Genomic DNA, 19,848 nt, shown 5'->3' with positions numbered 1-19,848 from the left:
TCTTACCTGGCCTTCTTCTTACCGGCGATGGTGCGCTTGGGGCCCTTGCGGGTACGCGCGTTGGTCTTGGTCCGCTGGCCGCGGACCGGCAGGCCGCGACGGTGCCGCAGACCCTGGTAGCAGCCGATCTCGATCTTGCGACGGATGTCGGCCTGCACCTCGCGGCGCAGGTCACCCTCGACCTTGAGGTTGCCCTCGATGTAGTCGCGCAGCGCGGTCAGCTGCTCGTCGGTGAGGTCCTTGCTGCGCTGGTCCTTGTCGATACCGGTCGCGGCGAGAATTTCGTTGGAGCGGGTACGGCCGATGCCGTAGATGTAGGTCAGCGCGATCTCCATGCGCTTATCGCGCGGCAGGTCGACGCCCACAAGTCGTGCCATGGGTGGCATTCCCTCTTTCGTAGCGGAGGTGTCGGTCCCAGCCCGTTCCCGGCCGAAATAGCTCCGGGGCCCGGCCTCCGATCCGGGCGTTGCCGAACGGCCAATCCGTTCAGTGGTACTGGGAGGTCTGCATTCAGTTGTGTGGCGGGATGTTGGCTAGCCCTGACGCTGCTTGTGGCGCGGGTCCGAGCAGATCACCATGACCCGGCCGTGCCGACGGATCACCCTGCACTTGTCGCAGATCGGCTTGACGCTGGGGTTCACCTTCACGGCTGCTGTGGTCCTGTTCTCGTTCGCTGGTTGAAAAGGTCTGCTGGCTGGGCGGCCGGGCGCTACTTGTACCGGTAGACGATGCGTCCCCGGGACAGGTCGTAAGGAGACAACTCCACGACCACCCGGTCCTCCGGCAAGATTCGGATGTAGTGCTGCCGCATCTTGCCGCTGATGTGAGCGAGCACCTTGTGACCGTTCTCCAGCTCAATGCGAAACATCGCATTGGGCAGGGGCTCGACCACTCGGCCCTCGACCTCGATGGCACCGTCTTTCTTGGCCATTACTCTCCGGCGATCCTCCGTGTCTGGCTTTCCTGTTGTATATGCATGCGCCCGCCATGGCGCAGCATCGACTACGACTACAGAACGTGGGCCGGTGGCAGGAAATTCCAGGCAGAACGCCAAGAATCTCAGACTGGGCACGCAAGAGTCGACGCGAACGCCGCACCGTCGTCCCACGATACCCGCTGGAGAGCCGGGCGCCAAAATCGTCGGTGATGAGAGACTGATTCCAGACGGCAGCAGCCGCCGCCACGCAGCGATGGGATGCACATGACCGAGGCACTGTCACTCAAACCCGAGCTGGGGCGTTACGCGGTTTGGACCTTCGGATCCCCTTCCCCCGAGCAGGCCGTCGAGATCGAACAACTGGGTTACGGCGCGATCTGGGTGGGCGGCTCGCCGGCGGCAGACCTGTCCTTCGTCGAGCCGCTGCTGGCGGCGACGACGACGCTGCAGGTCGCAACCGGGATCGTCAATATCTGGTCGGCGCCGGCGCCGCAGGTCGCGGAGTCGTATCACCGGATCGAGGCCGCTTATCCCGGCCGGTTCCTGCTGGGCATCGGAGTCGGTCACAGCGAGGCCACCGCCGAGTACCGCAGTCCGTATCAGGCGCTGGTCGATTATCTCGACGCCCTGGACGCGGCCGGCGTGCCCACCAGCCGCCGGGTGCTGGCCGCGCTGGGCCCCAAGGTGCTGCGATTGGCGGCGGAGCGCAGCGCCGGGGCCCATCCCTACCTGACCACTCCCGAGCACACCGCGACCGCGCGCGAACTGATCGGGCCGTCGGTGTTCCTGGCGCCCGAGCACAAGGTGGTGCTCACCACCGATGCCGTCGCCGCCCGCGAGGCCGGGCGCGAGGCGGTCGGCTTCTATCTGCGGCTGTCGAACTACGTCAACAACTGGCGCAGGCTGGGCTTCACCGAGCGCGACGTACGCCCACCCGGCAGCGACCGGCTGATCGACGCGGTGGTGGCCCACGGCACCGCCGAGCAGGTCGCCGCCCGGTTGGGTGAGCACCTGGCCGCCGGCGCGGATCAGGTGACGATCCAGGTGCTGGGCGGCTGGCAGGCACTGCTGCCGACTCTGACGGAGCTGGCCGGCCCGCTGGGGTTGACGCCGCGGGACTGAGTGCCCAGGACGGCGCCCCCGCCAGTGCCGCTTGGCGCGAGGCGCAATCTCACGACGCAACACGCTGAAGTGGTGTCGTGGATTTCCCGCTCGCGGGCAGGGGGTGCCCCCGCCACCGATAGGGTTGCCGCATGCGGCTGCTGGTCACCGGCGGCGCCGGGTTCATCGGCGCCAACTTCGTGCACAGCACGCTGGCGCAGCGGCCCGGCACCGAGATCACAGTTCTCGACGCCCTGACCTACGCCGGCAGCCGCGAGTCACTGGCCGACGTCACCGCCGATATCCGGCTGGTGGAGGGCGACATCACCGACGCCGCGCTGGTGTCGCAGCTGGTCGCCGAAGCCGACGCGGTGGTGCACTTCGCCGCCGAAACCCACGTGGACAACGCGCTGGCCGACCCCGAGCCGTTCCTGCGGTCCAACGTGGTCGGCACCTACACGGTGCTGGAGGCGGTACGCGCCCACCGTGTGCGGCTGCATCACGTCTCCACCGACGAGGTCTACGGCGAGCTGGCACTCGACGATCCGCGCCGGTTCACCGAGACGACGCCGTATCACCCGTCGAGCCCCTACTCGTCGACCAAGGCCGCCGCCGACCTGCTGGTGCGGTCCTGGGTGCGCTCCTACGGCACCCACGCGACGATCTCGAACTGCTCCAACAACTACGGGCCCTACCAGCACGTGGAGAAATTCATCCCGCGCCAGATCACCAACCTGCTGACCGGGCGCCGGGCCAAGCTGTACGGCAGCGGCGCCAATGTGCGGGACTGGATCCACGTCGACGACCACAACAGTGCGGTGTGGGCGATCATGACCGGCGGGCATCCCGGGCGCACCTACCTGATCGGCGCCGACGGCGAACGCGACAACCGCAGCGTGCTGCAGGCCATCCTGCGGCTGATGGACCACGACCCCGACGACTTCGACCACGTCGCCGACCGGCCCGGCCACGACCTGCGGTATGCGATCGACCCGTCGGCACTGCGCGACGAGCTGGACTGGAAACCCGAGCACACCGACTTCGAGGCCGGGCTGCGCGCGACGATCGACTGGTACCGCAACAACGAATCCTGGTGGGCACCGCTGAAAGACGCCGCCGAAGCCCGCTACGCCGAGCTGGGACGCTGAGGTGGCGTTCCGCGAACTGGCCGTCCCGGGGGCCTTCGAGCTCACCCCGACGCAACACGCCGACGCGCGCGGCGTGTTCTTCGAGTGGTTCACCGACCGCGAGTTCACCCGGTTCGCCGGTCACCGGTTCGACCTGCGGCAGGCCAACTGCTCGGTGTCGCGTGCCGGCGTGCTGCGCGGCCTGCACTTCGCCGAGGTGCCGCCCGGGCAGGCCAAGTACGTCACCTGCGTGTCGGGGGCGGTCTTCGACGTCGTCGTCGACGTCCGGGTCGGTTCGCCGACCTACGGCCGCTGGGATGCGGTGCTGCTGGACGACCGCGACCGTCGATCGGTGTACCTCGCCGCCGGCTTGGCGCACGGATTCCTTGCGCTGCAAGACGATTCGACAGTGATGTATCTGTGCTCCGCCGAATACGACCCGCAGCGCGAGCACACCATCAGCGCCACCGACCCCGCGATCGGCATCGCCTGGCCCGCCGATCACCCGCTGGTGGTCTCCGAGCGCGACCGCGACGCACCGACGCTGGCCGAGGTGCGGGCCGCCGGGCTGCTGCCGACCTGGGATTAACCGCAACGAGCACGCACCCTCGGCACGGCGGACCCCTCGCATTTACTAGGATGTCCAAGTATTCTTCGGGTAGGGCCGGTCCGGCTCACCACGACTTCACGGGGATGGCGCATGAGCACTCAGATTCCACACTTCATCGACGGTCGCCGCACCGCCGGCGGTTCGCAACGCACCACCGACGTCTTCGACCCCAACACCGGCGCGGTCCAGGCGACACTGCCACTGGCCAATACCGCCGACGTCGACGGCGCAGTCGCCTCGGCCGCGGCTGCCCAGCGCGGCTGGGCCGCCCAGAACCCGCAGCGCCGGGCCCGGGTGATGATGCGCTTCATCGACCTGGTCAACGCCAATGTCGACGAGCTGGCCGAGTTGCTCTCCCGCGAGCACGGCAAGACCCTCGACGACGCCCGCGGCGACATCCAGCGCGGTATCGAGGTGATCGAGTTCTGCGTCGGCATCCCGCACCTGCTCAAGGGCGAGCACACCGAGGGGGCCGGGCCGGGCATCGACGTCTTCTCGCTGCGCCAGCCGCTGGGCGTGGTCGCCGGGATCACCCCGTTCAACTTCCCGGCGATGATCCCGCTGTGGCAGGCCGGCCCGGCACTGGCCTGCGGCAACGCCTTCATCCTCAAGCCCTCCGAGCGCGACCCCTCGGTGCCGGTGCGGCTGGCCGAGCTGTTCGTCGAGGCCGGGCTGCCGCCAGGCGTGCTGCAGGTGGTGCACGGCGACAAGGAAGCCGTCGACGCGCTGCTGCACCACCCCGACGTGGCCGCCATCGGCTTCGTCGGCAGCTCCGACATCGCGCAGTACATCTACTCGACGGCCACCGCCAACGGCAAGCGCGCCCAGTGCTTCGGCGGGGCGAAGAACCACATGATCGTGATGCCCGACGCCGACCTGGACCAGGCCGTCGACGCGTTGATCGGCGCCGGCTACGGCAGCGCCGGCGAGCGCTGCATGGCGATCTCGGTGGCGGTGCCGGTCGGCGAGCAGACCGCCGAGCGGTTACGCGGCCGGCTGGTGGAGCGGATCAACAACCTGCGGGTGGGCCACAGCCTCGACCCCAAGGCCGACTACGGCCCGCTGGTCACCCGCGCGGCCCTCGAGCGGGTCAACGACTACATCGGCCAGGGTGTGGCCGCCGGCGCCGAACTGGTGATCGACGGTCGCGAACGGGCCAGCGACGACACCCAGTTCGGTGACGCGGACCTGTCCGGCGGCTTCTTCGCCGGGCCGACGCTGTTCGACCACGTCAGGCCCGACATGTCGATCTACACCGACGAGATCTTCGGGCCGGTGCTGTGCATGGTGCGCGCAGCGGACTACGAAGAGGCGTTGCGGCTGCCCAGCGAACACGAGTACGGCAACGGGGTGGCGATCTTCACCCGCGACGGCGACACCGCCCGCGACTTCACCTCCCGGGTGCAGGTCGGCATGGTCGGGGTCAACGTGCCGATCCCGGTTCCAGTGGCCTACCACACCTTCGGCGGCTGGAAGCGGTCCGGCTTCGGTGACCTCAACCAGCACGGCACGGCGTCGATCACCTTCTACACCAAGGTCAAGACCGTCACTCAGCGCTGGCCCTCGGGTATCAAGGACGGTGCCGAGTTCCACATCCCCACCATGCAATAGGGGCTTGGGCACATGAAAACCGTGATGGATGACGAAGAACGGGTGATCGTCGAGACCGCGGCGGCGTTCGCCGAGAAACGGCTCGCCCCGCACGCGCTGGAATGGGATGAGTCCCACCACTTTCCGGTCGATGTGATGCGGGAGGCAGCCGAGCTGGGGATGGCGGCGATCTACTGCCGCGACGACGTCGGCGGGTCCGGGCTGCGCCGGCTGGACGGGGTGCGCATCTTCGAACAGCTGGCCATCGCCGACCCGGTGATCGCCGCCTACCTGTCGATCCACAACATGTGCGCCTGGATGATCGACAGCTACGGCACCGAAGAGCAGCGCAAGAACTGGGTGCCGCGACTGGCGCCGATGACCGCGGTCGCCAGCTACTGCCTCACCGAACCGGGGGCGGGATCCGACGCCAGCGCGTTGAGCACCCGCGCGGTCAAGAACGGCGGCGACTACGTGCTCGACGGCGTCAAGCAGTTCATCTCCGGCGCCGGCGTCTCGGATGTGTATGTGGTGATGGCCCGTACCGGCGCGGACGGCCCCCGCGGCATCTCGGCGTTCATCATCGAAAAGGACACTCCCGGACTGAGTTTCGGAGCCGCCGAGCAGAAGATGGGCTGGAACGCCCAACCGACCGCACAGGTCATCCTGGAGGGGGTGCGGGTGCCCGCCGAGGCGATGCTGGGCGGACGCGAGGGCGAGGGCAATGGCTTCAACATCGCGATGAACGGCCTCAACGGTGGCCGGATCAACATCGCGGCCTGCTCACTGGGCGGCGGGCAGGCCGCGTTCGCGAAGACCGGCGGCTACCTGGCCGACCGGTCGGCGTTCGGCAAGGCGCTGCTCGACGAGCCGACGATCCGGTTCACGCTGGCCGACATGGCCACCGCACTGGAGACCTCCCGGCTGCTGCTGTGGCGGGCGGCGACCGCCCTCGACGACGGCGCCGAGGACAAGGTGGAACTGTGCGCGATGGCCAAGCGCTACGTCACCGACGCCTGCTTCACCGTGGCCGATCAGGCACTGCAGCTGCACGGCGGCTACGGATATCTGCGCGAATACGGTCTGGAGAAAATTGTCCGGGACCTGCGGGTGCACCGCATCCTGGAGGGCACCAACGAGATCATGCGGATGGTCGTCGGCCGAGCCGAGGCCGCTCGGGTCCGGACCGGCAGCTAGGAGCTTCGATGCAGACCGTCGCATTTCTGGGACTGGGACACATGGGCGGGCCGATGTCGGCGAACCTGGCGGCCGCCGGGCACACCGTGCGCGGCTTCGACCCGGTGCCGGCGGCCGCCACGGCCGCCGAGCAGCGCGGCGTGAGCGTCCAGCCGTCGGCCGCCGAAGCGGTCGCCGGCGCCGACGTGGTGATCACCATGCTGCCGCACGGCGACGCGGTGAAACGCTGCTACGCCGACATTCTGCCGGCGGCCCAACCGGGCGCCCTGTTCATCGACAGCTCCACCATCTCGGTCGCCGACGCGCGTGAGGTCCACGCGCTGGCCGGCTCACACGGGTTCGCCCAACTCGACGCGCCGGTGTCCGGCGGGGTCACCGGCGCGATCGCGGGGCGGTTGGCGTTCATGGTCGGCGGGGAGCAGGACGCGGTACAGCGCGCGACACCGGTGCTGGAGCCGATGGCCGCCAAGGTCACCCACTGCGGCGCGGCCGGCGCCGGTCAGGCCGCCAAGATCTGCAACAACATGGTGCTGGCCGTCCAGCAGGTGGCCGTCGCCGAGGCGTTCGTGCTGGCCGACAAGCTCGGCCTGGCCGACCAGGCGCTGTTCGACGTGATGACCGGTGCCACCGGGAACTGCTGGGCACTGCACACCAACTGCCCGGTTCCCGGCCCGGTGCCCAGCTCGCCGGCCAACCGCAACTTCGAGCCGGGTTTCGCCACCGCGCTGATGAACAAGGATCTGGGCCTGGCGATGGACGCGGTGGCGTCGACCGGCTCAGCCGCCCCGTTGGGCAGTCACGCCGCCCAGATTTACCGCGACTTCGCCGCCGAACACAGCGCCGAGGACTTCAGCGCGGTGATCAATCTGCTGCGGGAGAGCTGAGCGGCCGCGGGCGATGACCGGCTCGCCGAAGCCATTACGCCACGCCACACCCGAACCGCTCTGAGCGACGGGGCGACCAGCGTTAGAAACGCACCTACCGTGCCACCGTGCAAAGGTCCGACCGACGCACTGCGGCAGATCTACGCGTAGAGTAGCGGCAAATCCGCGCGCTATCATGCGGCAGATCCGCGCGTACTATAGCGGCAGATCCACGCGCTCCGGCGAGTTCAACAGAGGGAGTGTTGATGCAGACCCTGCTGGGACCGGCTTTGCCGAGACACGCCGAGGCTGCCGTGAACGCGGCCCTGGAAGACACCCGAGTGGTGCTGGTCAACGGCGCCCGCCAAAGCGGCAAGAGCACTCTGGTCCGGCTCGTAGCAAAGGGGCGCGACGCCGAATGGCGTGATCTGGACACCGCCCTGACCCGCCAAGCCGCCCTTGAAGACCCGGACGGCTTCGTCGATCAATCCGGTCCGATGATCATCGATGAGATCCAACGAGCACCCGGTCTGCTGCTGTCGATCAAGGCGCAGGTGGACGCAGACCCCACGCCTGGACGCTTTCTGCTGACCGGATCGGCGCGCGTGCTCGGCCTGCGCTCCCTACCCGACACTCTCGTGGGCCGAATGGAAACCATTGAGCTCTGGCCGTTCTCGCAGGGGGAGATCGACAGAACCCCTGACGGATTCATCGACGCCGTGTTCGCCCAAGGTGACCAGCTGCGTCACAGCTCCACTGTTTCCCGGGCGGAGTACGCCGAACGGCTTGTTCGTGGCGGTTTCCCGGAAGCAGTCGCACGAACCAACGACCGGCGCCGACGCACCTTTTTCAATTCCTACCTCGGCGATCTGATCGCGCGCGATGTGCAGCAGCTGTCGGAGATCGAGCGGACAACCGAGATGCGCGCATTGGTCCAGATGCTGGCCTCTCGATCAGGGCAGCTGCTGTCCATCACCGCGTTGGGCAACCAACTCGGACTCGGCGCCACCACGGTGAAGAAGTACGTCGCACTGCTCGAAGAGGTCTTTCTGGTCAAGCGAGTACCGGCGTGGTCTCGAAACATCAGCACCAGAGCAACGACAGCCCCCAAGCTCGCGTTCGTCGACTCCGGAATCGCTGCACACCAGATCGGCGCGGACGCCCGCAGTATCTTGCGGCCCACGGGTCAGTTCGGTCCGCTCCTTGAGGGGTTCGTCCTGATGGAACTGGCGCGTCAGCTGACCTGGTGCGACCAAGACGTTGCGCTCTTCCATTACCGGACCAGGGATCAAGTCGAGGTCGACGCCGTCCTCGAACATCGATGCGGTGACGTTGTTGGCATCGAGGTCAAAGCGGCATCCACTGTCGGGCCCGCCGACTTCCGTGGACTGCGGCACCTGGCCCAGCGGACCGGCGACAACTTCCGTGCCGGCATCGTCATGCACACCGGAGCGCAGACCCTGCCATTTGGACCGAAAATGCTCGCCATGCCGGTCAGCGCCCTATGGCAGACTTCCACGACCTGATCTGACTACTTCGCGATTGCCATCAGTGCGCCCGGCCGTAGCCAGCCGATGATCTTCACGAGCGTGGCGTCATCGATCGCCACGCAGCCCGCCGTCGGGCCGCCGTCGGTGGTGTGAAAGAAGTAGGCGGAGCCGTCACCAGGTGTGCGGGTTTTATTGACGCCGATGACCACCGCATGCCGGTACTGCGGGATGTTGAGGTTCTCGCTGGCCGCGGTGTTGAACGGGCACTGGGCTCTTTTGCAGACCTGCATGGTGTTGTAGGTCGGGCTCCTGGAGTCGCTGTCCCACCAATGGTCGGATCCGACCTGCACATACGGCAGGCCACCGCCGGGATTCGGGGCGGTGCCGAACGCCGAATCAAGCGGGTAAATCCCCATCGGGGTCGACGGCTCGCCTTCCTTGGTCCCTCGCGTGATGCCCGCCGAGCCGACATGTGCCGAAATCCCCGCCGCGACCGGTTCCCAGCCCGCGGTGGTCCGCTGATAGACATCGATCTTCGCGGTCGAATGACCCACCCCGACAACCGAAACCACCTGGGTGGCATTGCCGACCGCCTCGGCGAACCACGGTTCGACGACTGCCGCGGCCAGTGGCCCGGTCACCGAGGTCACACCCATCGCACCCAGCGCCGTGCACAGCAGAACTACCAGTCGACGACGCACCAGATCATGGTCGATGACCGGTGGCGTCGGAGTCAATCTGCCGGGGCCGTGATCCGCGGCTGCGCGGCAGCTGAACCAGGCCACCACCACGCGATAGCCGCGAACCGTATACGCACTCGCCCCCGTGATGTACATTTCATCGAAAATGTTCAGCGGGGGAGACTGACGATGACGGGTACCGCAACCTCGAAGCGCCGACGGCGACGCACCGATCGATGGGTCCCGATCACGGTGGCGATCACCTTGGCCGTGGCTGCGGCCGTCGCGGCCAAAACCCCACCGGTCGCCCTGCACAACCCAGATGACCTGGTTATACGGCAACCCAGCCCGCCGCTGACGCTGGCCCGCCCGCGAATCGCGTACGAGGTCGGCGGCCACGGCGACGCCCGGGTCAGCTACATCACCGGTAGCGGTGAACTGGCCGTCGCCACAGTGAGGCTGCCATGGTCACTTGACCTCACGATGTCCAGCCCGATGCGGCCGGCAAGTGTCACCGCCACGGCACTCGACGGCGGCGCATTGACGTGCCGGCTGGACGTCGACGGCGTTGAGCAAGACGCCCGGGAGGCTGAGCCGGACGCCGGTGTAGTGCTGTGCAGCGTGGTCTCGGCATGACGTCGCCCGTCCGGCGCATCCGTGGGCGTGCCCCCGAGCTGATTCGCCGGCTGGCAGTGCCGATCATCATCGGCTGGGCACTCCTCGCGGGCGTGCTCAACGCGATGGTGCCCCAGCTGGAACGGGTGGTCGCCGAGCACTCCCCGCCGTTCCTGCAGGCCGACACGCGATCGGCGACGGCGCTGGTGAACATGGCCCGTGCCTTCGGGGAAGGCGACACCAACAACACCGTCTACGTCGCCCTGGTCGCCGACAAGCCACTCGACTCCCCGGCGCGCTCCTACTACACGCGGCTGGTGGGCGCCCTGCGCAAGGAACCACTCGTGCAGTCGGTGCGCGACCTGTGGTCGGATCCGATCGCCGGCGCGGCGGCCGAAAGCGCCGATCACCGCATGGCCTATCTGCAGCTGTGGCTGCAGGGCAACATGGGTGAAGCGCGCTCGTTCGAGTCACTCGACCGCGTCAAGCAGCTCGCCGCGCAATCCCAGCCACCGCAGGAACTGCAGGTGTATGTCACCGGACCTCCCGCGGTCATCATCGACGAGTTCCGCACCGCGGATCGCGATGCGCTGATCATCTCCTTGATCGCCTGCGTGGTGATCCTGGCGATGCTGCTGCTGGTTTACCGCTCACTGGCGACCGCGCTGGTGCCACTGATTTCGGTCGGGCTGGCGCTCCTGGTCGCCCGGCCGGTCATCAGCCTGCTCGGCATGCACGGCGTGGTCGCCGCGTCGATGTTCGCTGCTGCCATGTCAGCTGCACTGATCCTGGGGGCCGGCGCCGACTACGCCATCTTCTTCATCGGCCGCTACCACGAGGCGTTGCGGGCCGGCCGAAACCGCACCGAGGCGTATTCGGAGGCGTACCTCGGGGTCAACCACATCGTCGTCGCGTCGGCGCTGACGATCGCGGGGGCCTGTTCCTGTCTGACGTTCGCGCAGATCTCAGTGCTGCAGACCGCCGGGATCCCTTGTGCAGTCGGGATTCTCATCGGCCTGGCCAGTGGGCTCACCCTGACTCCGGCGCTGGTCGCAGTCATCGGCCGCAACGGCCGGCTGGACCCGGTGGCCGGCACCGAACGCCATCGCCGGTGGCGGCGCATCGGCACCGGCATCGTGCGATGGCCGCAGCCGACCTTCGTCGCTGCCGCCGCCGCGTTGACGGTGCTGACCCTGGCCCTGCCGACGATGCGGGTGTCGTTCGACGAGATCGGCGTGCAGCCCGACGACACCCCGAGCGTCCGCGGCCTCGCCGAACTCGACCGGCACTTCCCCCACAATCAGGCGACCCCCGACTTCGTCACGATCACGGCCGACCACGACATGCGCAATCCGTCGGATGCGATGGCCATCGAAGAGGTCAGCCGTGAGCTGACGAAGCTGCCGGATGTCCAGGGAGTGCAGTCCATCACCCGTCCGACCGGGCACCTGCTGGCCGAGTCGATGCTGGTGAACCAGGCCAGCGCGCTCAGCGGCCAGCTGGAGCAGGACACCCGGTTGGCCGAGCAGCGGATGACCGACCTGCGCCGAGCCGATGACGGCCTGGGGTCGATACTGCAGGCCGTCGACAACATGCAAGGCCGGTTCGGCAACGCCGACGCCGCGTTGTCCGCCACGGACAGCGGTATCCGCCGGGCCGGCGATGGTGTACAGGCGATATGGCGCAGCGCCGAGCAGCTGGTCGCCGGCGTGGAGCCGCTGCGCACCATGGTCTCGACGAACCAGCACTGCGCGACCGATCCGCTGTGCGGCGCCGTCCAGCGTGCGCTGGACAGCTACGACAGCTCCCCGCTGCCCGGCGCCCTCGACGGCCTGCGCGCGGCAGCCGGCGGAACCGGAGCCGTGGCAGACGACACCGGCCGGGCGACCGAGTCGATCCGCGCAGCGGTGCACAACCTCTCCGCGATGAAGCAGGAACTCATCGACCTGCGCGGTGCCATCGGCCGGGCCGCCGGCACCTTCGACGCACTGCTGCCCCAATTGAACACCGCCAACGGCTACCTGCGCGAAGTCGGCGACAACTACGGAGCTAGCGAATCCGGGGCCTTCTACCTACCGCAGCGGGTCTTCGACGACCCACGCTTCGCGACAGCGGTGAACGCGCTGTACGCGCCGGACGGCAAGACCACCCGGTTGCTGGTCTTCGGCGACACCTCGGCGTTCGGACGTTCCGGAATCGAGCGGGCCCGCGAGATCCAGCGCGTCGCCGAGCACACGGTGCGCGGCGGCCGGCTCGCGGGCGCCGTCATTCAGGTCGGCGGAATCGGTGCGACGTTCTCCGACATCGATCAGATCATTGCTCGCGACTTCAAACTGCTGGTCATCGTCACCATGCTGCTGGTGTTCTCGGTCGTCCTGACGCTGTTGCGGTCGCTGGTCGCAGCGCTTGTCGTGGTCACGACGGTCGCCGTTTCGTTCGGCGCGGCGCTGGGCGCCTCGACCCTGCTCTGGCAGCATCTGCTGGGGTTGCCGTTGCACTGGGTGGTGCCGCCCTTGGCGTTCATCGCGCTCGTTGCGGTGGGGTCGGACTACAACCTGCTGTTCACCGCCCGGTTCCGCGAGGAGGCCCCGGGCGGGCTGCGCACCGGGATCATCCGTGCCTTCGCCGGGACGGGCAGCGTCGTCACCGTCGCCGGCGTGGTGTTCGCCGCCACCATGTTCGCCATGCTCGGGAGCAGCTTGACCAACGTGATGCAGCTCGGCTCGACGGTCGGAATCGGTCTACTGGTAGACACATTCATCGTGCGCGCAGTGATCGTTCCCGCCATCGCCTCCCGATTCGGGATGTGGTTCTGGTGGCCGCTGTCGCGGCGGCAGGTGTTCGGTATTCAGGCCGGTCGGCAGTGATCGATCACCAAGCACCCGACGCGCGAACCCGGCAGAAGATCCTGCGGGCGGCCCTGGACTGGGCGTCGGAGACCGGGCTGCTGCAGTTCTCGATGAACGGAGTGGCCAAACGGGCCCGTATCGCCCGGACGACGCTTTACCTGCATTTTCCCGGCAAGCAGGCGTTGATCGACGCCGCGATCGACTACGAGATCACCGGCCTGATGGAGTCGGTGCGCAACGTCGTCGAAATCTACGACAGCCTCGATGACCGGGTAGTGCACGGCTTCGCCCACACCTATCGGGAGATCGCCTCGAACCCGGTCCTGCAAGCCGTCCTGCAGGTCAATCCGCAGCTTCTCCTCCCGCACCTCATGGGCCGGACCACGACGTTGCAGCGCGGCAGGCAATTCGCCACCACGCTGCTCCGTCCGGGCGATCTGCCGCCGCATCTGGATGCCGAGCTGCTCGGTGACTACGCGGTGCGGCTGATGGAAACGCTGGTGCTGTTTCCCCCGCCGTCGTTCAACGCGCGGCCCGGAGGCCCTGAAGAGTGGGCGCGCCGGTTCCTGCTACCGGTCCTGCACAGCAAACCACCGGATGAGCCGCATCGCGGCAGCTGAACGATCAACCTGCTTCGCGGCAGCTGAACCGGGCTACCACCCGCTGCGCCTGCAGCTCCCGGCACCCGTTGGCCGACAGCCCGTCGTAGCCGTCGGTGTCGGCGAAGATCGCCGGCAGGCCGATGGCCGCGGCGGTCCGGGCGCCGGCCTCGGACCCGGCGATCACCAGCGACTCACCGGCGACGATGCCCAGCTCCCACAGCGCCAGCCGGTAGAGCTCGGCGTCACCGGCGGGACCGGTGAGGTCCTCGGCGGTCACGACGGTCTCGGTCATGCCGTCCCCGATCAGTTCCCGCACCCGGGCCTGCACCGCGTCGCGCGGTCCGGCGCCGACCACGGCCACCCAGAGACCATTGGCGAACAGGCTCAGCACCAGGTCCACCAGGCCGGAGCGAGGCTCGCCGTCGGCATCGGCAAGGGCGTCGATGTCGAAGATCACCGCTTGCAGGGGGTACACCTCGGCATCGGGGTGCACCTGGTCCCACCAGAACGGGCGGCCGGCACTGGTCCATGTCGCGAGCTCAGTTGTGATCGGCATAACAGCAGGATGCCGAAGATCGGCCCGGTCGTCCTCCCCCATCCGGGGGAACCGCCCGGGTAATCGCCGGAGGGTCTGAGCGGGGGCACTGAACCGGCTGAGTTTTCGTCGGTCCACCGCCCCTCCGGGTCCGCTCCGCCAAGCCTCGCCGAACCGCCGGGCCAATACGGCGGTCCCGGCGTCGGCTCGCCTCCACCGCCCCTCCGGGGCCTTATTGTCTTGCTATGCCCGTGCGACTGGTCCTCGTCGACGATCACGAGATGGTGATCGAGGGCCTGCGTGCCATGCTCACCGCGTTCTCCGATCGCATCGAGGTGGTCGGGCAGGCGATCAGCGCCGAACAGGCCCTCGCAGTGGTCGCCGACACCGATCCCGACGTCGTGCTGTGCGATGTGCGGATGCGCGGTGAGAGCGGCTTGGACCTGTGCCTGACGCTGCGCGAACGCGACCCGGAACGCAAGATCGTGATGCTGTCGGTCTATGACGACGAGCAGTACCTGTTCGAAGCGCTGCGGGTCGGTGCGAGCGGCTACCTGCTCAAGAGCATCAGCAGCGACGACCTGGTGCACCAGATCGAGTTGGCCCATCGCGGCGAGACGGTGATCGATCCCGGCCTGGCGGCCCGGGCGGCCGGCACCGCGGCGCGACTGCAACGCGACGAGTTCTGGCCGGGCGCTCGCCAGGGCCTGACCCAGCGGGAGAGCGAGATCCTGGCCTGCATGGTCAGCGGACTGTCCAACCGGGGCATCGCCACCAAACTGGTGATCGGCGACGAGACCGTCAAGAGCCATCTTCGCTCCATCTACCGCAAGCTGGGGGTGTCCGACCGCACCGGCGCGGTGGCCACCGCATTGCGCGAGGGCATCTACCGGTGAGTTCCGCCGGCAACAACCGGTCCCGCGCCCGCAAGCGGGGCGCGGTACGCGATTTCCGTGATTTCGTCGACCCCAACCACGAGCTGGCGCTGCTGCGGGAGCTCATCCAGGCCGCCTCCAGCGGGCCCGGGGTGGAGCCGCTGGCCGCCGCGGCGGCCCGGATGATCACCGCGGCCACCGGCACCGACGTCTGCTTCGTGCACGTCCTCGATGACACCGAACGCTCGCTGACGCTGACCGGCGCCACCCCGCCGTTCGACACCGAGGTGGGCAAGATCCGGCTGCCGCTGGAGTCGGGGGTGTCGGGCTGGGTCGCCCGGCACCGCGAGCCCGTGGTGATCAGCGACGACAAGGAGGCCGACCCGCGTTACGTACCGATCGAGTCGCTGCGCGGGCGCGATTTCACCTCGATGGTGTCAGTGCCGATGGAGACCGATCCGGGCGGCCTGGTGGGGGTGCTCAACGTGCACACCGTGGAGCGCCGCGACTTCGCCCCCGGCGACATCGAGCTGCTACGGGTGATCGGCCGGCTCATCGCCGGCGCCATGCACCAGGCCCGGCTGCACCGGCAGCTGGTGGCCCGTGAACGCGCCCACGAACTCTTCGTCGAGCAGGTGATCGAGGCCCAGGAGATCGAGCGGCGCCGGCTGGCCGGCGACATCCACGACGGCATCTCGCAGCGACTGGTGACCCTGTCCTACCGACTGGATGCGGCCGCTCGGGCGGTCGGCAACGACCCGGACGAGGCGTCGCAGCAACTGGAGGCCGCCCGGGAGCTGGCCGGGCTGACACTGCAGGAGACCCGGGTGGCGATCAGCGGGCTGCGGCCGCCGGTGCTCGACGACCTGGGCCTGTCTGGCGGGCTGGCCAGCCTGGCCCAGTCGATACCGCAACTCAACATCGAGCTGGATCTGGCCGAGATCCGGCTGCCCGAGCACATCGAGCTGGCGCTGTACCGGATCGCGCAGGAGGGCCTGCAGAACGTCGTCAAGCACGCCGCCGCGACGACGGTCCGGCTGAGATTCACGGTGACCGCCGACCTCGATGTCGCGCGGCTGGAGATCGTGGACGACGGCGTGGGTTTCGACACCTTCGAGCACCCGGTCGGCGGCGATGACATGGGCGGCTACGGGGTGTTGTCGATGGCCGAGCGCGCCGAGCTGGTAGGCGGCCGGCTCAACATCCGCTCGCGCCCCGGTGCGGGCACCGCCGTCACCGCCACCATCCCGGTGCCGTCCCCCTCCGCGCGAGCGGGCGCGTCCCCGGCCGACACACCGGACTGATCACCGGGATTGCGCACCCTCGCGCCCGAAAAAACGCATCCCGGACCACCCCGGAACCCCAAGTACGCCACTACGCCCGTCAGAAATCCCCGGCATTGCGCCGCAGCGTCTCGATCGCCGACGACAGCATCCGCGACTCCTGCCCCGACATCCCGATGTCGGAGAACACCTCGCTGTTGAGGCTGGCCGTCGCGTCGGCCACCGTCGAGCGGCCCGCGTCGGTGATCGACACCAGCGTGGTGCGGCCGTCGGTGGGGTGCGGCAGCCGCTCCACCAAGCCGGCGGCCTCCAATCGCCGGATCGCGTGCGTGACGCTGGTGACGTGGACCTGCAGCCGATCGGAGGCCTTGGTGATCGGCAGTGCCCCGGACCGGCTGAACGCCAGCAGCCGCAGCAGCTCGAATCGGGAGAAACTCAGGTCGTAGGGCCGCAGCGTCGCCTCCACCCGCGCCAGCAGAATCTGATGCGCCCGCATCACCGACGTCACCGCCACCATCCCGTCGGCGACCTCGCCCCAGCCGGCCCGCTCCCAATTGGCGCGGGCCAGCGCGATCGGGTCGGCATCATCGGGAGGGTGGAAGTCCACGCCCGTTCTTATCACTTTTGGCTGCGACCGCGTGGGAACTGACGTGTTCGGACCGCTAGGCCACGGTCAGGATCCGCGGCCCGTCATCGGTGACCGCCACGGTGTGTTCCCAGTGCGCCGCGCGGGAACTGTCGGTGGTGACGACCGTCCACTCGTCGTCGAGCACCACGGTCTGGTCGGTGCCCAACGTCAGCATCGGCTCGATCGCCAGCACCGACCCGGCCACCAGCAGCGGTCCGCGGCCCGGCGCCCCTTCGTTGGGCAGGAACGGGTCCATGTGCATCTGGCGGCCGATGCCGTGCCCGCCGTAGCCGGCCACGATGCCGAACGAGCGGCGGAACTCAGCCGAGGCCGCGCGCGCCCCGGTCTCGATGGCATGCGAGACATCGCTGAGCCGGTTGCCGGGAACCATCGCGGCGATCCCGGCCCCCAGCGCCTTGCGGGTTGCCGCCGACAGGTCCTCGTCGGCCTGCGCCAGCTTCCCGACCCCGAAGGTGATCGCCGCATCGCCGTGCCAGCCGTCCAGAATCGCACCGCAGTCGATGGAGACCAGGTCACCTGGCTCGAGCACCTCGGTCGACGACGGGATGCCGTGCACCACCCGATCGTTCACCGAACTGCAGATCGAGGCGGGAAAGCCGTGATAGCCCAGGAACGATGGCGTCGCACCCGCGTCCCGGATCACCGATTCGGCGATCTCGTCCAACTGCAGGGTCGAGGTACCCGCCACGGCGGCCTCACGCACCGCGGCCAGTGCCGCAGCCACGACGGCGCCTGCCGCGGCCATCGCGTCGAGCTCCCCCGGGCTGCGATGCGGCACCCGCCGCTTCGGCAGTCCGATCACTTAGCGTCCCAGCGCCTTCAGCAGCCGGCCGAAGACCTCGTCGACGGTGCCGAGCGCATCCACGACATGCAGCTCGTGCTCGTGCTGGTAGAAGTCCAGCAGCGGCGCGGTCTCCTCGCGGTAGACGATCATCCGGTTGTGGATGACCTCGGCGGTGTCGTCGGCGCGGCCCCGCTCCCGCAACCGGGCGAGCAACTCGTCCTCGCTGACCCGCAGCTCCAGCACCGCGTCCAGCTTGGTGTTGCGCTCCTCGAGCATGTCGTGCAGCGCCTGGGCCTGTTCCACCGACCGGGGAAAGCCGTCGAGGATGAACCCCTTGGCGGCGTCTTCGGCGTCGATACGGTCGGCGACCAGCGCGTTGGTCAGCTCGGAGGGCACCAGATCACCGGCGTCCAGGTACGCCTTGGCCTTGCGGCCCAGTTCGGTGCCCTGGGCAATGTTGTTGCGGAACAGATCGCCGGTGGAGATCTGCGGGACACCCAGCTCTTCGGCCAGTTTGACGGCCTGCGTGCCCTTGCCCGCCCCGGGCGGTCCCAGCAGGATGACTCTCACTTGAGGAACCCTTCGTAGTTGCGCTGCATGAGCTGGCTCTCGATCTGCTTGACCGTGTCAAGGCCGACACCGATCATGATCAGCACCGCGGTTCCGCCGAACGGCAGGTTCTGCACCGTCCCGGAGTTGCCCATCTGCAGGAACAGGTTGGGCAGCACGGAGATCACACCCAGGTAGATCGAGCCCGGCAGCGTGATCCGGTTGAGCACGAAGCGCAGGTAGTCCGCGGTCGGGCGTCCCGGCCGGATCCCCGGAATGAACCCGCCGAACTTCTTCATCTCATCGGCGCGCTCGTCGGGGTTGAACGTGATCGACACGTAGAAGTACGTGAAGAAGATGATCAGGCCGAAGTACACGCCGATGTAGACCAGGTTGGACGGATCCGACAGGTAGGTGCTGACGGCCTTGTCCCACCAGCTGTTGCCGACACCGCCACTGCCGCTGCGGACCAGCTGGGTGACCAGCTGAGGGATATAGATCAGCGACGAGGCGAAGATGACCGGGATAACGCCGGCCTGGTTGACCTTGAGCGGCAGGTACGTCGAGGTGCCGCCGTACATGCGCCGGCCGACCATCCGCTTGGCGTACTGCACCGGGATGCGGCGCTGCCCCTGCTCGACGAAGACCACACCGACGACGATGACCAGCGCGGCCAGGCAGACCATGGTGAAGACCAGGCCGCCCCGGGAGTCCAGGATGGTCTTGCCCTCGATCGGGATACGAGCGGCGATACCGACGAAGATCAGCAGCGACATGCCGTTGCCGATGCCGCGCTCGGTGATCAGCTCACCGAGCCACATCACCAGCACCGCGCCGGCGGTCATCACCATCACGATGACGACCAGGGTGAAGATGCTGTGGTCGGCGATGATGTCGTGGCGCAGGCTGCAGCTCTGCAGCAGCCCGCCATTGGCGGCCAGCGCCACGATGGACGTCGCCTGCAGCACGGCCAGTGCGACCGTCAGATAGCGGGTGTACTGCGTCATCTTGTTCTGGCCGGACTGGCCCTCTTTGCGCAGCTCCTCGAAGCGCGGGATGACCACCGTCAACAGCTGCACGATGATGCTGGCGGTGATGTAGGGCATCACGCCGATGGCGAACACCGTCAGTTGCAGCAGCGCGCCGCCGGAGAACAGGTTGATCAGCGAGTAGACCTGCGCCGCGTCGCCGCCGCTGACCTCCTTGATGCACTGCTGCACGTTCTGGTAGTCGACGCCGGGCGACGGGATGGCCGCTCCGAGCCGGTAGATGATGATGATGCCCAGCGCGAACAGGATCTTGCGCCGTAGGTCGACCGTCCGCAGTGATGAGATGAAAGCCGAGAACACTCTTCTCCTCCTGCGCAGCCGAGGTCCGGTCGCGGCGTGCCATTGGGCTGGTTTCTTCCGGCCCGTGTTAGTCCTGGGGTGGTCCTGCGCTGTCGCGTCGACGCGCCGACCGGTCATGATGCGGCCACACGTGTCTTCAGGCGCGTCAGCAGTCTACGAGACT

The 19,848-nt window shown here is 68.1% G+C and carries 21 protein-coding genes; 12 read left to right on the top strand and 9 right to left on the bottom strand.

Going from position 1 to position 19,848, the window contains the following annotated elements:
- Window positions 1-2: 2 nt before the first annotated feature.
- The 3 genes from rpsM to infA all read right to left on the bottom strand — a co-directional run bounded on the left by rpsM (window position 3) and on the right by infA (window position 931).
- The gene (gene rpsM / locus ACAG20_RS05120; RefSeq protein WP_064923439.1) at window positions 3-377 is read right to left on the bottom strand and encodes a 30S ribosomal protein S13; all 375 of its coding nucleotides are present in this window, start codon (window positions 375-377) and stop codon (window positions 3-5) included.
- Window positions 378-533: 156 nt separating this feature from the next.
- On the bottom strand, window positions 534-647 hold the full coding sequence (gene rpmJ / locus ACAG20_RS05115; protein WP_003879483.1) for a 50S ribosomal protein L36: 114 nt from the start codon (window positions 645-647) through the stop codon (window positions 534-536).
- 62 nt (window positions 648-709) lie between these two features.
- Entirely contained in the window at window positions 710-931 is a 222-nt protein-coding gene (gene infA / locus ACAG20_RS05110) for a translation initiation factor IF-1 (protein ID WP_003418601.1), read from the bottom strand.
- Between the two features lie 270 nt (window positions 932-1,201).
- Between infA and ACAG20_RS05105 the strand changes: the two genes are divergently transcribed.
- From ACAG20_RS05105 to ACAG20_RS05075, 7 genes are all read left to right on the top strand, one after another.
- Window positions 1,202-2,059 carry an LLM class F420-dependent oxidoreductase gene (locus ACAG20_RS05105; protein ID WP_370491780.1) on the top strand — a complete coding sequence of 286 codons (858 nt, stop codon included), beginning with the start codon at window positions 1,202-1,204 and terminating at the stop codon, window positions 2,057-2,059.
- 131 nt (window positions 2,060-2,190) lie between these two features.
- Window positions 2,191-3,186, top strand: a complete 996-nt coding sequence (rfbB, locus tag ACAG20_RS05100) for a dTDP-glucose 4,6-dehydratase (RefSeq protein ID WP_370491779.1) — start codon at window positions 2,191-2,193, stop codon at window positions 3,184-3,186.
- A gap of 1 nt (window position 3,187) precedes the next feature.
- Window positions 3,188-3,754, top strand: coding sequence for a dTDP-4-dehydrorhamnose 3,5-epimerase (gene rfbC, locus ACAG20_RS05095; protein ID WP_370491778.1), 567 nt, complete (start codon window positions 3,188-3,190; stop codon window positions 3,752-3,754).
- A gap of 111 nt (window positions 3,755-3,865) precedes the next feature.
- Window positions 3,866-5,386, top strand: a complete 1,521-nt coding sequence (locus ACAG20_RS05090) for a CoA-acylating methylmalonate-semialdehyde dehydrogenase (protein WP_370491777.1) — start codon at window positions 3,866-3,868, stop codon at window positions 5,384-5,386.
- Window positions 5,387-5,398: 12 nt separating this feature from the next.
- Entirely contained in the window at window positions 5,399-6,562 is a 1,164-nt protein-coding gene (locus ACAG20_RS05085; protein WP_370491776.1) for an acyl-CoA dehydrogenase family protein, read from the top strand.
- Between the two features lie 8 nt (window positions 6,563-6,570).
- A complete protein-coding gene (gene mmsB / locus ACAG20_RS05080; protein ID WP_370491775.1) occupies window positions 6,571-7,446 on the top strand; it encodes a 3-hydroxyisobutyrate dehydrogenase in 876 nt (291 codons plus the stop codon).
- A gap of 245 nt (window positions 7,447-7,691) precedes the next feature.
- Window positions 7,692-8,951, top strand: a complete 1,260-nt coding sequence (locus ACAG20_RS05075; protein ID WP_370491774.1) for an ATP-binding protein — start codon at window positions 7,692-7,694, stop codon at window positions 8,949-8,951.
- A 5-nt stretch (window positions 8,952-8,956) separates the two neighbouring features.
- Here the strand turns inward: ACAG20_RS05075 and ACAG20_RS05070 are convergent, their stop codons facing one another.
- Window positions 8,957-9,571 carry a L,D-transpeptidase gene (locus tag ACAG20_RS05070; RefSeq protein WP_370492055.1) on the bottom strand — a complete coding sequence of 205 codons (615 nt, stop codon included), beginning with the start codon at window positions 9,569-9,571 and terminating at the stop codon, window positions 8,957-8,959.
- 213 nt (window positions 9,572-9,784) lie between these two features.
- On the opposite strand from ACAG20_RS05070, the gene ACAG20_RS05065 reads away from it, so the two are divergent.
- Genes ACAG20_RS05065 through ACAG20_RS05055 form a run of 3 tightly spaced genes read left to right on the top strand, consistent with a single transcriptional unit; the run spans window position 9,785 to window position 13,679 of the window.
- Window positions 9,785-10,231 (top strand): MmpS family transport accessory protein, encoded by a 447-nt coding sequence (locus tag ACAG20_RS05065; RefSeq protein WP_370491773.1) that lies wholly within the window; start codon window positions 9,785-9,787, stop codon window positions 10,229-10,231.
- A complete protein-coding gene (locus ACAG20_RS05060) occupies window positions 10,228-13,077 on the top strand; it encodes an RND family transporter (protein ID WP_370491772.1) in 2,850 nt (949 codons plus the stop codon). The genes ACAG20_RS05065 and ACAG20_RS05060 overlap by 4 nt, the downstream gene beginning before the upstream one ends.
- Entirely contained in the window at window positions 13,074-13,679 is a 606-nt protein-coding gene (locus ACAG20_RS05055; protein WP_370491771.1) for a TetR/AcrR family transcriptional regulator, read from the top strand. The genes ACAG20_RS05060 and ACAG20_RS05055 overlap by 4 nt, the downstream gene beginning before the upstream one ends.
- Window positions 13,680-13,683: 4 nt before the next feature.
- On the opposite strand, the gene ACAG20_RS05050 is transcribed toward ACAG20_RS05055, so the two are convergent.
- A complete protein-coding gene (locus ACAG20_RS05050; protein ID WP_370491770.1) occupies window positions 13,684-14,217 on the bottom strand; it encodes an HAD family hydrolase in 534 nt (177 codons plus the stop codon).
- 224 nt (window positions 14,218-14,441) lie between these two features.
- Between ACAG20_RS05050 and ACAG20_RS05045 the strand changes: the two genes are divergently transcribed.
- Together ACAG20_RS05045 and ACAG20_RS05040 are read left to right on the top strand one after the other, a co-directional pair.
- On the top strand, window positions 14,442-15,092 hold the full coding sequence (locus tag ACAG20_RS05045) for a response regulator (protein ID WP_370491769.1): 651 nt from the start codon (window positions 14,442-14,444) through the stop codon (window positions 15,090-15,092).
- Window positions 15,089-16,375, top strand: coding sequence for a GAF domain-containing protein (locus ACAG20_RS05040; protein WP_370491768.1), 1,287 nt, complete (start codon window positions 15,089-15,091; stop codon window positions 16,373-16,375). Before ACAG20_RS05045 ends, ACAG20_RS05040 begins: the two co-directional genes overlap by 4 nt.
- 79 nt (window positions 16,376-16,454) lie before the next feature.
- Here the strand turns inward: ACAG20_RS05040 and ACAG20_RS05035 are convergent, their stop codons facing one another.
- From ACAG20_RS05035 to secY, 4 genes are read right to left on the bottom strand one after another with little or no spacing between them, the layout of a single operon-like run.
- Entirely contained in the window at window positions 16,455-16,961 is a 507-nt protein-coding gene (locus tag ACAG20_RS05035) for a MarR family winged helix-turn-helix transcriptional regulator (RefSeq protein ID WP_013830225.1), read from the bottom strand.
- 55 nt (window positions 16,962-17,016) lie between these two features.
- Complete coding sequence (gene map / locus ACAG20_RS05030; protein ID WP_112684287.1) at window positions 17,017-17,805, bottom strand: type I methionyl aminopeptidase; 789 nt, start codon at window positions 17,803-17,805, stop codon at window positions 17,017-17,019.
- Window positions 17,806-18,357, bottom strand: a complete 552-nt coding sequence (locus ACAG20_RS05025) for an adenylate kinase (RefSeq protein WP_112684288.1) — start codon at window positions 18,355-18,357, stop codon at window positions 17,806-17,808. It lies immediately after the preceding gene.
- Window positions 18,354-19,685, bottom strand: a complete 1,332-nt coding sequence (gene secY, locus ACAG20_RS05020; protein WP_112684289.1) for a preprotein translocase subunit SecY — start codon at window positions 19,683-19,685, stop codon at window positions 18,354-18,356. Before secY ends, ACAG20_RS05025 begins: the two co-directional genes overlap by 4 nt.
- Window positions 19,686-19,848: the final 163 nt, after the last annotated feature.

The sequence above is a fragment of the Mycobacterium sp. pW045 genome (genome assembly GCF_041287085.1).
Lineage (GTDB): Bacteria > Actinomycetota > Actinomycetes > Mycobacteriales > Mycobacteriaceae > Mycobacterium > Mycobacterium algericum_A.
This window is presented reverse-complemented; position numbering and strand designations above follow the sequence as displayed.